General features: G+C 68.4%; 11 protein-coding genes. 7 read left to right on the top strand and 4 right to left on the bottom strand.

Features of this window, described 5'->3' with window-relative positions; all coding sequences use genetic code 11:
* Positions 1–456 carry a hypothetical protein gene (locus tag ACN27F_RS10735; protein ID WP_421433080.1) on the bottom strand — a complete coding sequence of 152 codons (456 nt, stop codon included), beginning with the start codon at positions 454–456 and terminating at the stop codon, positions 1–3.
* A 795-nt stretch (positions 457–1,251) separates the two neighbouring features.
* Between ACN27F_RS10735 and ACN27F_RS10730 the strand changes: the two genes are divergently transcribed.
* The 3 genes from ACN27F_RS10730 (at position 1,252) to ACN27F_RS10720 (ending at position 4,726) form a co-directional block, all read left to right on the top strand.
* Positions 1,252–1,704, top strand: coding sequence for a hypothetical protein (locus tag ACN27F_RS10730; protein WP_421433078.1), 453 nt, complete (start codon positions 1,252–1,254; stop codon positions 1,702–1,704).
* A gap of 234 nt (positions 1,705–1,938) precedes the next feature.
* Entirely contained in the window at positions 1,939–2,553 is a 615-nt protein-coding gene (locus tag ACN27F_RS10725; protein ID WP_421433077.1) for a hypothetical protein, read from the top strand.
* A gap of 619 nt (positions 2,554–3,172) precedes the next feature.
* Positions 3,173–4,726: a ParB/RepB/Spo0J family partition protein gene (locus tag ACN27F_RS10720; RefSeq protein ID WP_421433075.1), complete on the top strand. Its 1,554-nt coding sequence runs from the start codon at positions 3,173–3,175 to the stop codon at positions 4,724–4,726.
* A 265-nt stretch (positions 4,727–4,991) separates the two neighbouring features.
* Here the strand turns inward: ACN27F_RS10720 and ACN27F_RS10715 are convergent, their stop codons facing one another.
* The gene (locus ACN27F_RS10715) at positions 4,992–5,120 is read right to left on the bottom strand and encodes a hypothetical protein (RefSeq protein WP_421433073.1); all 129 of its coding nucleotides are present in this window, start codon (positions 5,118–5,120) and stop codon (positions 4,992–4,994) included.
* A gap of 526 nt (positions 5,121–5,646) precedes the next feature.
* Here ACN27F_RS10715 and ACN27F_RS10710 point away from each other — a divergent pair.
* From ACN27F_RS10710 to ACN27F_RS10695, 4 genes are all read left to right on the top strand, one after another.
* Positions 5,647–8,274 (top strand): hypothetical protein, encoded by a 2,628-nt coding sequence (locus tag ACN27F_RS10710; protein ID WP_421433072.1) that lies wholly within the window; start codon positions 5,647–5,649, stop codon positions 8,272–8,274.
* Positions 8,275–8,733: 459 nt separating this feature from the next.
* On the top strand, positions 8,734–10,155 hold the full coding sequence (locus tag ACN27F_RS10705) for an integrase (protein ID WP_421433070.1): 1,422 nt from the start codon (positions 8,734–8,736) through the stop codon (positions 10,153–10,155).
* 120 nt (positions 10,156–10,275) lie between these two features.
* Positions 10,276–10,767, top strand: coding sequence for a winged helix-turn-helix domain-containing protein (locus ACN27F_RS10700; protein WP_421433068.1), 492 nt, complete (start codon positions 10,276–10,278; stop codon positions 10,765–10,767).
* On the top strand, positions 10,731–11,354 hold the full coding sequence (locus ACN27F_RS10695; protein ID WP_421440095.1) for a transposase: 624 nt from the start codon (positions 10,731–10,733) through the stop codon (positions 11,352–11,354). Before ACN27F_RS10700 ends, ACN27F_RS10695 begins: the two co-directional genes overlap by 37 nt.
* 20 nt (positions 11,355–11,374) lie before the next feature.
* On the opposite strand, the gene ACN27F_RS10690 is transcribed toward ACN27F_RS10695, so the two are convergent.
* Positions 11,375–11,671: a hypothetical protein gene (locus ACN27F_RS10690; protein ID WP_421433066.1), complete on the bottom strand. Its 297-nt coding sequence runs from the start codon at positions 11,669–11,671 to the stop codon at positions 11,375–11,377.
* A gap of 360 nt (positions 11,672–12,031) precedes the next feature.
* Positions 12,032–13,252: an IS110 family transposase gene (locus ACN27F_RS10685; protein ID WP_421431791.1), complete on the bottom strand. Its 1,221-nt coding sequence runs from the start codon at positions 13,250–13,252 to the stop codon at positions 12,032–12,034.
* Positions 13,253–13,346 lie beyond the last annotated feature (94 nt).

Genomic DNA, 13,346 nt, shown 5'->3' with positions numbered 1-13,346 from the left:
TCAGCGCAGCCGCCGGTCGATGTCAGCCACGACAGCGTCGAGCTTGTCGAGCGCATGCACGCATCTCTTGACCGCGTGCGCGAGCCAGACGGGCGCCTCACCCGTCGCGTTGAGCGCCGCAGTCGCCTGGTTGAGGTTGGTGCCGGTACGCGTAACGGCGGTACGCGCGGAGAACAGGTCTCGCTGCATTGCGGCAAGTTCCGCCCGGGTGACACCGGTACCGGAAACCAGGCCGCCGGGACCGGCGGTGCCCCGGGCCATGGCCAACGCGGCATTGGCGCAGAACCCGGTCGGAGTGAGTCCTGCGCGGGCAGCAGCCTCTAGGACGTCGCTGTGCTCGGACTCGTCGAGCCGGAGGTTGATCCGTTGTCCTCGACCGGGGAACTGATGACGTCGATCCGCGCCGCGCGGGCGCTGCGTTTCAACCGCTGCCGCCGCCCGTGGGTTGGTGTCCACCTCGTCACCTCCGCTTCCTGGTTGGTGCGCTTTGAACGTCGGTCGGCCGGGTTGCCGGAAGCGCTACGGGTAGCGCCACGCGCAAGCGGTGCCGGTGAGGTTCCGCTTCCGGTTCGGGCGAGGCGACGGAAGCAGAGCCTCCGACTGGAAGCGGACTTGCCAGGACTTCCGCCCTGCTAGGGAAGCGGAAGCACATGTGCACATGGCGGGGCGGACTGCCGTCGGACGGGTCCGCTTCCGGCCTGGTCCTAGAAACAAAGTGGCGCGAGCCGGCTGCCAAATTAGCTGGCCGGGGGCCGGTCGACAGTCCCGATCTCTGCCGTAGCAGCGCTACGGTGTCCACGGTGCTGCTCTCATGCTGACCCCGCTGGGTCAGCGTTCCGCTGGGTTGCCGGACCTGCCGACCGCGCTCGGTCGGCAGGTCCGGTGACCCGTACTACAACTTGCTCGCCCAAGATCATCTCCGCCTCGGTCACGGCTCAGCGGATCCTCTCTCTTCTTCCGCATTGCCTTCCCGTGATCACCGAGAAGCCGATGTCCGGCGGAATTCGGTGATCGTGATGGCGGGTCGGTGTTCCAAGGTGGAGCTGTGAAAGGGCGCTGGAACGGGCGTCCGGCCAGAGCTGTCCGGCGTCCTCGGCGGCGGGAGTCGCGCCCTGCTACGCCAGTTGTATCGGTGTCATTGGGAGCGTTGCTGCACGTCAAACGCTGTATGGGCTGGCCTCTCTTGCTTTGATGCGGTATCATTATAAGTAGATCCCGGGGCTTTCGCCCACCTCCGATGGAAGGACTTGCATGTCTGATCAGTTGAACGTTGCCGACGCTGGCACTGCCTTGTTGCCGGCCGGCGTCCCTGTCGTCGGTGATCGCGTGATCTCGTGGTACGACCGCGATCCGGTGGAGTACGGCGGCGGCGACGGTGGCCCTTGGGTCACCCTGAGCTTCGCGTTGCTCGCCGGCGGTCTGCCAGTTCGCAAGTGCGAACCAGAGCGCGTCGCCCCCGCAGGCACTCCGATTCCGGACAAGGACGCGCGGGTTTCGGTCGTCAAGCGCACCCGAGCCGAGATGCCCTACGGGGAGCCGGGGATTTGGCAGCTCACGCTGCCGGGCGATGGTGCTTCCGGCTGGCATCGCACCAAACGGGACGCTACGGCGACCGGCCTGCGCCGGCTGGCGATCCTCGACTGGCACCGTGAGCGCGGCGAGGCCACGACCAACTCCGATGAGGCTGTTGCGGACCAACCCTGAAACTTGATGCGGCATCATTAGAAGCATTGGATGGAAGTGGCGGTGGCCACCGTCGCTGCCGGCACGACAGGAGCAAGCCACGGGCGTTGGGCCGCCCGACCCCGTGGCGCTCCTGCCGGTGAACCACTTCGGCCGGTCTCACGCAGCCCTGACCTCTCGACGCGTTCGGCCTTCGGGCGTCGCTACCACCCGGCTCACGTCGTCACCGACAACCGCCAGACAGGAGGAACTTCCGTGACTGCGCAAGGAAAGAAGACCACCACCCGCTTGGTGCGGGGTGATCGGATCCTCATCACCGACGACGTGACGAAGTCATCGACCCGTACCCGGGGCGACTGGCACCCGAGCCGGATCAGGACCGGGGTGACCGTCGCGACGGTCCTCGGCAAGGAAGCCGTTTCCGGCCGGCGTACCCGTTACAACGTCGTCACCGACGCTGGCATGGTCCTGGACCTGTCCGGTGGACAGACGTTCCTGCTCGCCCCGGCGGCTCCGTCGTCGGAGCCGACTGGGGAGGCACCGGGCACCATGATCGTGCCGGACGCGCTGATCAACGAGCAGGAGGCGGCCGACGCCCTGCGTCGGGTGCTGGAACGGGGCTGGACGCCGATCCGCCTGCTTACGCCTATTCAGCCGGTCGGCCAAGGCCACGGTCACGTCAAGGGCGTGCCGTTCGGGGCTGGCGCACCGGCCGACCGTGACTGGTGGGGGGCCATCGTGCGGGCGCTCCACTACAAGCGGCCCCTGAACGACGGCGAGATCTACCAGATCTGGACCGGGCAGGTGTGGGAAGCCCTTCCGTCGATCGCAGATGTGACCAGAGCCGAAAGCCCCGGCGGTGCGCAGTGACCGGCCAGCAGCCCGGCGACGCCGAGCACTCGAACCCAGCGCCAGCCGAGAACGTGATGCCCACCCGTGAGTCCGCGACCTACATCATCCTGACCACGCTGCGTCCAGATTCCGGCCTCCTCGTGGGAGGCGTGCGGGCGGTCGCGCACGCGGAGATCACCCGGCATCTGCACGGACCCGCCGTACGCGATGCCCTCGCCGCTGTATACCTCCGCGTGGCCGACGCCCTGGTGCCGGTCGACGTGGAGACCACCGAGCTACCCATCGTTGACGGGATGGCCCGGTACCGTATCCGCACGTGGATGCGCCAGCAAACTGATCGGTCAGTGCGAGATGGAGATCCCGCTGGACCGGGAGTAGCGGTGCCGGCCCGCGCGGTCTTGTGTCGCGAGGGCCGGCACCGGGGCTCCAAGCCGCTACAACCCGAGCCCGGCGTATCGCCAGACGGTTCGCACCGGCCAGCGTAGCCGCTGGGCTGCCTGTAGCGCAGCTCGTCGCCACCCACTGCTTCACCAACCGCCGGCCGACGCGGTGGGCCAGCCATGCCTGCCGCCGTCGCGGTCGCTGCTGCCCGCGCACATCCCCCGGAAGGACCTTCACCGTGACGTTCTCTGCTCCCATGACGGCCACGGCCGCCGTCGAAGACGAGCAGTTCGAAGATGAACTGCTTCGTGCCGACCCATCGGCACTGGTCGTAGGCGCCAACGTGCGCCTGGACCCACGGCTGCGCAAGACCTACGTGGAAAACGTCCGCACTCGTGGAGTTCTGGAGCCGGTTGTCGCCTACCGCGACGACGACGGCCGTCTCGTAGTGCTGCGTGGGCAACGCCGGACCCTCGCGGCCGTACAGGCCAAGCGCCCGTGGGTACGGGTGATAGTGGTCCCCAAGCCGGACGAGGCCGATCGGCTGACCGACCAAGTGAACGAGAACGACCACCGCGAGCCCCTCACCGTCGCTGAGCGCGTGGCCGCGTACGACCAACTCGCCCTGTGTGGTGTCCCGGCCGGGGAGATCGCCAAGCGGATGTCCACGAGCCGGCCCGTGGTCGACAAGGCGCTCACCGTGGCCCGCAGCAAGCTCGCTCGTGGCGCTACCCAACGGTGGGAGTTTTTGAGCATCGACCAGGCCGCGGTGGTCGCGGAGTTCGAGGACGACGCGGAGACGGTCAAGCGGCTCGTGGTCGCCGCTCAGCGCGGCGGATTCGACCACGAGGCGCAGAAGTCGCGTGACGCCCGAGCGGAGACGGCGGCCAAGGCCGAAGCCGCCGCAGCCCTCGCAGCCGTCGGGATCACCGTGGTTGACCGGCCGTCGTGGAACGACGAAAAGGTCAAGCGTCTGTCGGAGCTGAAGCACGGGGAGGAACAACTCACCGAGGACAACCACGCCTCCTGCCCAGGGCACGCTGCCTTTCTCGACGACGAATGGGTCAACCCGGACGAGGACGACCGGGACGGGGACGACGGGGACGATCCGTGGGGCGACGACACCCCGACCGAGGCAGACGAGGACGGGCAGGAGCCGGAACCCGCCCGCCCGTACCGCGCCTGGTTGCCTGAGTACGTGTGCGCCGACTTCGCAGCCCACGGACACGCGCTGCGCTGGCGGGGGCACGACTCTGGCAACGGGCGCAAAACCGTCGCGGAGATGACCGACGCCGAACGGGAGGAAGCCCGAGTCCAGCGCCGTGACGTGATCCAGTCCAACAAGGCGTGGGACAGCGCCGAGACGGTCCGCCGGAACTGGCTGCGCACGTTCCTCGCTCGCAAAGCCGCGCCGAAGACAGCCGCCGGCTTCATCGCCGGCAGCCTCGCCCGTACCGACCACGCCATCACGTCGGCGCTGACCGGCGGCAACCGACTGGCCCATGACCTGCTCGGGCTGCCGGACCAGGCTCCCACGCTCGGCCGGCGAGCCCCGGCGATGGTCGAACTCGTCGGTAAGGCCAACGACGAGCGCACCCAGATGATCGCACTGGGCCTGCTGCTCGCCGCGTACGAGGACGCGACGAGCCGCAACTCGTGGCGCACCGTCAGCGACAGCACCACCCGCTACCTGCGCTACCTCGAAGCCAACGGGTACGAGCTGTCCACAGTCGAGCTGCGGGCATGCGGCGAGTCACCGCTACCGGCCACCGACGCCGACCCCGCAACCCTCGCTGCCCCCGAAGCGTAGCCAGCCGCGAGGCTCTCCGGCCGCCGCCGGACTGCGGCGGCCGGAGGAACGGCGACCAGCGACGCGCCAATGGCGTCTAGATCGACCTGCCAGGGCGGCGACCCGCCCGCTCACATCCATCGAAGAGATCGACGGGGTGCACCATCCTTGAACAGCTCTCCTTGTTCGATCCTGCCTTTGCCATGCGGTGGCGCGGCGGGAACCACGCCTGGCCTCGGTCTGAGCTGGTTGGGGGGTGACATCAGGTAGCCCACAGGTGGTGGTATCAGCTGCGGGTGAAGTGCTGCAGTAACCAGTCGACGATTGCGCGGACGGTGCCGGCGATCAGGCCGGTGAGGGCGGCGGCGGTCAGCCTGTCGCGTACGGTGCGGGGCTGTTCGTGACGGTTGGGCATCGGGTGCTCCTCGTTCTGAGGTGGGCGGGTCGCGTCGCTGGCGACGGCGACAGCGGTTCGTATCCCCACTGTCGGAGCATCCGTGGAGATCATTTTCAGTCGCGATGGGAGGACCCTGCTGCGTGGTTGTGAGCGGGGTAGTTGATGCTGGTGTGCGATGAGTCGAGATGAGAAACAGCAGCCGCCCGCGTCGAAGAGCGGGTCTCAAAGGTTGGTGAGCCGGCCCGACGTTCGTGCGGGGGCGCTGAAGATCCTCAAGGACGCCTTGTACGAGCTGTATGAGGTTGCGGGCACGCCGACCTTGGTGGCAATAGCCAATAGTGCGAAGGATCTTGATCTTCCAGGGGCACCGAGTAGTGACACGATCTATCGGATTCTTTCCAAACCGGATTTTCCGAAGAATATTCTCGATGTGGAGACGGTTGCCGGGGTCCTGGCTCACTTAGGCGATGGCGAGGTTGCCGCTGAGCGGGCGCGGATTCGCCAGCTGTGGATGGACGCCGGCAAAGGGCCCAGACCGGGGTGGGTGATAGCTGGGCTGGATGATCCGCGGGGGCACTTCATCTCTCGTGCGCAGGGTTATCAGGGCCGGGTCTACGGTGCCGACCGGTTCCGGGGTCGGCGGGAAGCGGTGGAGGCGGTGCGGGACTGGCTGCGGCGCGACCTGCCGCCGGGCCGGCCGCTGGTGGTCACCGGGCAGCCCGGGGCGGGTAAGTCCGCGGTGCTCGCCCGGGTGGTGCTGGAACTGGAACAGAACTCGCCGGTGGCGGGGGTCGCGGTCCATGCCCGCGGTGCCACCTGCGACAAGGTGGCCGAGGGTGTCGCCCAAGCGGCGGGGATCACAGGCACGGTTTCGGTGAGTAAGTTGTACGAAATCCTGAAAGACGACCGTGGGGTCCCGCCGCGGCTGGTAGTCGCGGTCGACGCACTGGACGAGGCTCTCGACGGAGAGATTCGTCGGATCGCTCTGCTGTTGGCGGATCTGGCCCGGCTGCCGCGGTTGCGGGTCGTGGTCGCTACCCGTCCCCTGAGCGCCGGTGACCGGTACAGGCCAGGCGGGTTGCTCCCGGCACTGGGCGTACCCGGCCCTGACGGCGAGAACCTGGTTGACCTGGACACGCCTAGCTATCTCGACCCCGACGGGCTACGACAGTTCATTCTCGCGATCCTGACCGGTGACGGTGTGGAACCGCCCAGCCCGTACCGGGACCAGCCGCAGGTCGCCGGCCGGCTGGCCAAGGTGATCGCGACCCGAGCCAGCAGCAACCACCAGCAGCCCGGCAGTAGCTATCTGGTCGCGGCGCTCGCCGCGGCGGCGCTGACCGACCGCAAGCAGGTGGTCAACCCCGCCCTGCCGGGGTTCGACCCGACGGTGATCCCGTCGACCGTCGGCGAGGCGATCACCAAATACCTTGACCGGCTCGCCGACCCGAAAGCCGCCGTGGCGGCGAGGGGCCTGTTGACCGCGCTTGCCTACGCCGAGGGAGGCGGCCTCGACCACGACCGATGGGTTACCTTCGCCACCGTGCTCGGCTACCCGGCAACCGGCGCCGACCTGGATGCTCTACGCGGCTCCGCAGCTGCGGACTATCTGCTGCAGACAGTAGCCAGCGACTACGACCTGATCACCCGTCTGTTCCACCAGGCCCTCACCGACGAACTCCTGCGGGACCGTGACGGTCTGCGCCGCCGTGACCAGACAGCGATCACCACAACACTGCTGCCAACGACCGCCCGCTACTGGCTCTACATCGCAGCCACCGTGCCACCGGCAGCCCTCCACCGGCCAGCAGCGCCCCGCGGCTGGACCTGTATCGACGACTACACCCGCCTGCATCTGCCGAGCCACGCCGCCGCCGCACGCCTGCTCGACGACCTGATGACCGATCCCGGATTCCTGCTGGCTTGCCCACCCATGCGGATCCTGCAGCACTCGCGCACCCTCACCAGCCGCGAAGCAATCACCGCGGCTGCCGCGCTAGATGCCGCCACCACCAGAGACTGGGAAGGCTGGAACACCGACCGGCAGGCCTGGTGGCTACACGTGTGGGCCCGCAAAACCCGGGCCACCGCACTGGCTGACGCTCTGATCACCGACCATCCTGCCTGGCCCTGGCACGTCCACACCGCGATCTGGGCCGACATCACCTACCACCGCACCAACACGGGAGCGATAACGGAGTCCTGGGTACCGCGAACGCGAACGGCGCCGCATACCAGCACCGGCCACACCGACGCGGTGGTGGCGGTCGCAGCGTGGACTGGTCCGGATGGCCGCACCCGTATTGTCACCGGCAGCCACGACCGGACGGTGCGGGTGTGGGACGCGGACAGCGGTACCCAACTCGCCGAACTCACCGGCCACAGCAGCGTGGTGGTGGCGGTCGCGGGGTGGACTGGTCCGGATGGCCGCATCCGCATCGTCACCGGCAGCTGGGACCGGACGGTGCGGGTGTGGGACGCGGACAGCGGCACCCGACTCGCCGAACTCACCGGCCACACCGACGCGGTGGTGGCGGTCGCAGCGTGGTCCGGTCCGGATGGCCGCATCCGCATTGCCTCTGGCAGCCACGACGACACGGTGCGGGTGTGGGACCCGGACAGCGGCACCCGACCTGCCGAACTCACCGGCCACACCGACGCGGTGGTGGCGGTCGCAGCGTGGTCCGGTCCGGATGGCCGCACCCGTATCGTCACCGGCAGCTGGGACCGGACGGTGCGGGTGTGGGACGCGGACAGCGGCACCCGACTCGCCGAACTCACCGGCCACACCGACGCGGTGGTGGCGGTCGCAGCGTGGTCCGGTCCGGATGGCCGCATCCGCATTGCCTCTGGCAGCCACGACGACACGGTGCGGGTGTGGGACCCGGACAGCGGCACCCGACCTGCCGAACTCACCAGCCACAACAGCGTGGTGGTGGCGGTCGCGGGGTGGACTGGTCCGGATGGCCGCACCCGTATCGTCACCGGCAGCTGGGACCGGACGGTGCGGGTGTGGGACCCGGACAGCGGCACCCAACTCGCCGAACTCACCGGCCACACTGACTGGGTAGTGGCGGTCGCGGTGTGGACCGGTCCGGATGGCCGCACCCGCATCGTCACCGGCAGCCACGACCGGACGGTGATGGTGTGGGCGACGGCATCACACATGTGAGAACGAGCGGTGTGTGATCCGTTTGGCTCACGGTCTGCTGGTACTGATGGCATGATCATCAGTTCGTCCAACACTGACAGCAACAGCCAGAGGCCGGCCGGGGCCAGATCAGGCTCAACGAGAAGACAGCTCATTGACACCTAAAAGCGGACATTGCGCCCAGGGTAGTCAAAGAAAGAGGGGAGTGGCCCGCTATGCGGACGACTCCCCTGCTTTAGTCTACGAGCGTTTTGCTGCTCTGGTGAAAGCATAGCACCTATGGCTGCCCCGTCCTCCCAGCTCGCGGTTCCGCTGGCCACTGACACCCACGCAAGTCATGTCGCAGCGCGGCTCCTGGATTTCTTCGCCGACACGACCCCTTGGCCTCGTCGTCTTTGGGACGTCAGTAGCGTCCTGGCTCTCAGCGAGGCTCATGAGGCCGGCCGCTGGCAGGCCCGCCAGGTTATCTCGCCTGGGGCGGTGACCTGGTACCTGCACGGACTTGAGCGTCAGTTGGGACCGGATCGAGGGCTCGGTGACAGCAAATTACGGCGGCACCTCACTGGCCTGCTGCGGTCCGGGTTGGGGGCAAACAGTCCGGAACGCCGGCAACTGGGCCAGCTGTTGCCCTCCATCACCATCGGCTACCTCGACCGATGGCGCGACGCCGTCGACGCCGGGCCCCTGCCTTCGGCCGAGCGGCTGGCGCGGGCGATCGCCACTCACCTGCTCGACCTCGGCCATAGCTCGGGCCAGCTACACCGCTGGGCACGAGAGCTGTCGCAGAAGCCCGGAGCGACGCTCGGCGACCTGCTCGACGAAGCGTGCGCTTTAGCCCGTCGGCCGGACACCGCCTACGAGGTGTTGGTACCGTTCATCTCCCTACCCAATCATGATCAACTCGCCGTTCCCCTACCGGAGTGGCGGAATGCCACTCGCGCCGCCGAGTGGTTTACCGCCAACGGTGTCATCCAGCCGCCCCGTCAGTACGGGGCATTCCTGTTCCCGATCACCGCCAAGGACCCGACTGCTGCAGCCCGCGCCGCCGGCACGCTCGTCCAGCGGCTGCAGGCCCGCGCCTCCTACGCGCGGGGTGAAGCGAGTAGCCGCATCGAGCCCGTAGGACAGGTCTGGATCGGTGGCCACGACCGGGCGCTGCCTGTCGCCCCGCCCTCCCGCGGCGTTGACGTCCTGTCCCTGGTGCGGGAACGGACCATGTACTCAACGTCTAGCCAGGACCTGCTTGATGACGCTCTGGAGATGGCCGCGCCGCTCAACGCCGGACCGCCCGCGCCGGCGATCTCCGGCGGTTGGTCAGCGATCGAATCGTTGCTGTCGCACGCCGCCGACACTGGTCAGGGCAAACCCGGCCGCGTCGTCGCCGCCGATCGCCTTGCGGCCCTGGTCACCTGCTCTTGGCCACGAGCCGAACTCACGACGCTCTCGTGGCGCCACACGCCATCGTCCCCAGACGCTTTGTCCGTAGAACTCAGCCAACACACAAAGAACATCGACCGCAGCCGTGTCGTTGCCGATGCGCTGGCCAGCGGCCAGGTGCTGGCCACCCGGTCGTCGAGCGACACCGCAGCCCGCCAGCGGATGGTTGCAGTCTTGGCCAACCCCTATAGGGAGCTTTGCGACGTGCGAGCTGTCTTTGAGGGCGTGCTGCGTAGGCTGTACCGGCAGCGTAACATCGTGGTGCACGGTGGGACGACCGCCTCGGTAGCGATGGAGGCCACCCTGCGTACCGCACCCCCGCTGGTGGGTGCCGGGCTCGACCGGATTGTGCATAGCAAGCTCCAAACCGGTATCGGGCCGCTGGAATTAGCGGCGAGGGCTGCCAACTCCCTCGAACTCATCGGCGACCCGCTCGGCCCTCAGGTCGTCTCGATGCTGGAGTAGCGCCACTGACGGCCTACTACAGCGGTTGAATAGCCGGGGTCTGTTGGGCGGTTCGGGTCTGGTTGATCACAGGCGGCGTGTCGGCGTGACCATCAATGACGGCCGGTCTATGCCGGAGGTATGAGGTACGCCGATAGTGGTGGTCTGTCCGCTGCCGGGCGGGCCAAGCGGGAGCAGGTGAGGATGCAGGCGGCGCGGATGTTCGCGGCCGGTGTCCCCGCGACCGAGGTCGCGGCCCGGCTGCGAGTGTCGACGAAATCGGCCTACCAGTGGCGACGCCGCTGGCAGACGGGCGGGATGACCGCCCTCGCCTCGACCGGACCCGGCGGAACCATCTGCCGGCTCTCACCCGACCAGCTGCTGCGACTACGCGCCGAGCTCGACCTCGGCCCAGCCGAACACGGCTGGAGCGAGGATCAACGCTGGACCCTCGCCCGGGTCGCCACGCTCATCGGCCGGTTGTTCCACACCTCCTACACCCTGCGCGGCGTGTCCTACCTGCTGCACCGCATCGGCTACACCCCGCAGGTCCCGAAGCACCGGGCGGTCCAGCGCGATGAGGACGCTATCGCCGCCTGGCGGGCCACGACCTGGGCCAAGGTACGAGGCTAGCGGCGGCGACCGGGGCGTGGATCGTCTTCGAGGACGAGGCCGGACAGACCCTGCGACCGCCACGGGCCACCACCTGGGCCCGCAGAGGACACACACCCGTCGTGCGGGTCAACGCCAAGGGCTCGGGCCGGGTCTCGATCGCCGGCCTGGTCTGCCTCAAACCCGGCCGGCGCGGCGACGTCTTCTACCGGCTCCGTGTGCACCGCAACCGCACCGGTGAACGCCGCAGCCTGTCCGAGGACGACTACGCCGCCCTGATCACCGCCGCGCACCACCAGCTCCACGCCCCGATCATCCTGATCTGGGACGGGGTCAACACCCACACCAGCACCACGATGCGTCGCCTGACCGCCGCCCGCCACCGGTGGCTGACCGTGGTCCAGCTACCCGTGTACGCCCCGGACCTCAACCCCGTCGAGAGTCTGTGGTCGACAGTGAAAGCCGGCCTGGGCAACCTCGCCGTCGACGGCGTGGACCACCTCGCCGCGATCATCCGCAACCGGCTCAAACGCATCCAGTACCGGCCCGAGCTGATACCCGGCTTCCTTGCCCAGACCGGACTCGAACTCGAACCGGAACCACCCTGACAGCTACAGACCCGAGCTATTCAACCGCTGTAGCGCGCTTGTTCTCCCAGGTGAGGCCGCACCGAGTTCGCAGGACGCAGGCTGGCGGGCAGGTCAGCAGCCACCAGGTTGGCCAGCCGGTACAGGAACGGTGGCAGCAAAACCGGCAGCAACTCGAATTGACCAAGAGGGGTTTGCGGACCATCGGATACGACCGTACCGGCCCATGTCAGCTCTTGGAGCCCCGCGAGCTTGTCCAGGATCGGACTGTCGGGTGCTGGTGTGCTGGTGGCGCCTGAAGCACTAAGCCCAACTGCCATCCGAACGTCGCTCAACATCCGAAGGAGTCAACACCTCTATGACCAGAACACGCACCTCATCGACGCCTGGCCCGGGCGGCTCGCGGCGGTGGGCCACGATTGCCGCGGCTGCGGGCGCCGGGGTGCTGGCCGTCCACAGCACGGCGTGTGCAGTCGGTGCCGGCACCGCAGCGGGCTTGTTTGTGGCGATCCAAGATAGTTTTTCGGCAGTGAATCGCTGCCGCCACGGTGGTCCACACCGAGCGTCGGACGGCCCAGACTGCTGGGGAGGACAACGGGACCGACCTTGTCACCTACGAATCCGTATATGGCCGGCATGCAGGAATATGCGCCAGCAGCCCACTTCTTGGTTCCGGGGGGGTGTCCCTATGGGTTGTGTCAAGCAGCGAGGCGGGGTTCGTCCGCCGTTTTGGGCTGGTATGGCCGCTGGGTCCGGAGCATGGCGTGGAGGACGTCGACGCGGCGGCGGGCGAGGCAGATGAGGGCGGCGTTGTGCTTCTTGCCCTCAGCGCGTTTGCGGTCGTAGTAGGCGCGGCTGAGCGGGTCGGCGAGCGCGGCGAACGCGGACAGGAAGAACGCGCGTTTCAGCTGCTTGTTGCCGCCCTTGGGTGGGTGTTCACCACGGATGCTGGTGCCGGATCGGCGGGTGACCGGGGCCAGGCCGGCGTAGGCGGCCAGGTGGCCGGGGGTGGGGAACGAGGTGCCGTCGCCGACTTCGAGCAGGATGCGGGCCGCGGTCCTGACGCCGATGCCGGGCATCGAGGTCAGGACCGGGGCAAGAGGGTGCGCATCAAGCATCCCTTCGACCTGTTCGGCGACCTGGTCGCGTTGTCGCAGCAGGTCACGCAGGCTGTCGGCGAGTCGGGGAAGGACGGTCTCGGCGGCGGTGGTACCGGGGACCACGACGGTCTGCGCGTCGAGCGCGGTGAAGATCTGCTCGACCAGGCGGGCGCCCATGCGTGGCGCGCGGGCCTTGACGATCTCGGTGAGTTTCGCCCGGCCAGCCCTGCGGATTCCGGTGGGTCCGCCGCACCGCGAGATGGCCTCCAGGACAGCGGGGTGCTGCAGTTTCGGGCCGAGGACGCGTTCCAGGGGTGGGTGGATCTGGGTGAGCAGGCCCCGGATGCGGTTGGCCACGCGGGTCACCTCGCCGGCGAGGTCGTCGTCGTAGCCGACCATCACCTCCAGCTCGGCGAGGGTCTCGTCGCCGGTGTCGACCCGGCGCAGGGTGTGGGGCAGGGTGCGGGCGGCGTCGGCGATGACGTACGCGTCGCGGGCGTCGGTCTTCGCGGTGCCGGGGTGCAGGTCGGCCAGGCGGCGCATGACCAGACCGGGCAGGTAGGCCACCTGGTGGCCGCAGGCGCGGGCGACCGCGACGGGCAGCGCGCCGATCGAGGCGGGCTGGTCGACCACGGCCAGGATCCGGCCGTGCCGGCCCAGCTTGTCGAACAGTTTCCGCAGGCCGGCTTCGGTGTTGGGCAGCGTCGCGTCGTGCAGCCTCTTGCCGTCGCGGTTCAACGCGACCGCGTGGTGTCCTTCCTTGCCGACGTCGAGTCCGATGAAGACGCCGAACCCGTCGTGCACAGCTTGCCTCCTCACGGCGATGACCTAGCTCGGCCGCTGGTCACGGCGCCGGACTGCCGGCATCCACGTTACGGAGAGACCTACCCCACGACGGGGGTGGCCGGGTCCC

This window comes from Solwaraspora sp. WMMB335 (genome assembly GCF_049179075.1).
In the GTDB taxonomy this organism is placed as follows: Bacteria; Actinomycetota; Actinomycetes; order Mycobacteriales; family Micromonosporaceae; genus Micromonospora_E.
This window is presented reverse-complemented; position numbering and strand designations above follow the sequence as displayed.

Coding starts and splice junctions, on each gene's coding strand:
- ACN27F_RS10730 (WP_421433078.1), top strand. CDS start 1,252: ATGTCTGATCAGTTGAACGTTGCCGACGCTGGCACTGCCTTGTTGCCG.
- ACN27F_RS10720 (WP_421433075.1), top strand. CDS start 3,173: ATGACGGCCACGGCCGCCGTCGAAGACGAGCAGTTCGAAGATGAACTG.
- ACN27F_RS10715 (WP_421433073.1), bottom strand. CDS start 5,120: ATGCCCAACCGTCACGAACAGCCCCGCACCGTACGCGACAGGCTGACC.
- ACN27F_RS10700 (WP_421433068.1), top strand. CDS start 10,276: ATGAGGTACGCCGATAGTGGTGGTCTGTCCGCTGCCGGGCGGGCCAAG.
- ACN27F_RS10690 (WP_421433066.1), bottom strand. CDS start 11,671: ATGTTGAGCGACGTTCGGATGGCAGTTGGGCTTAGTGCTTCAGGCGCC.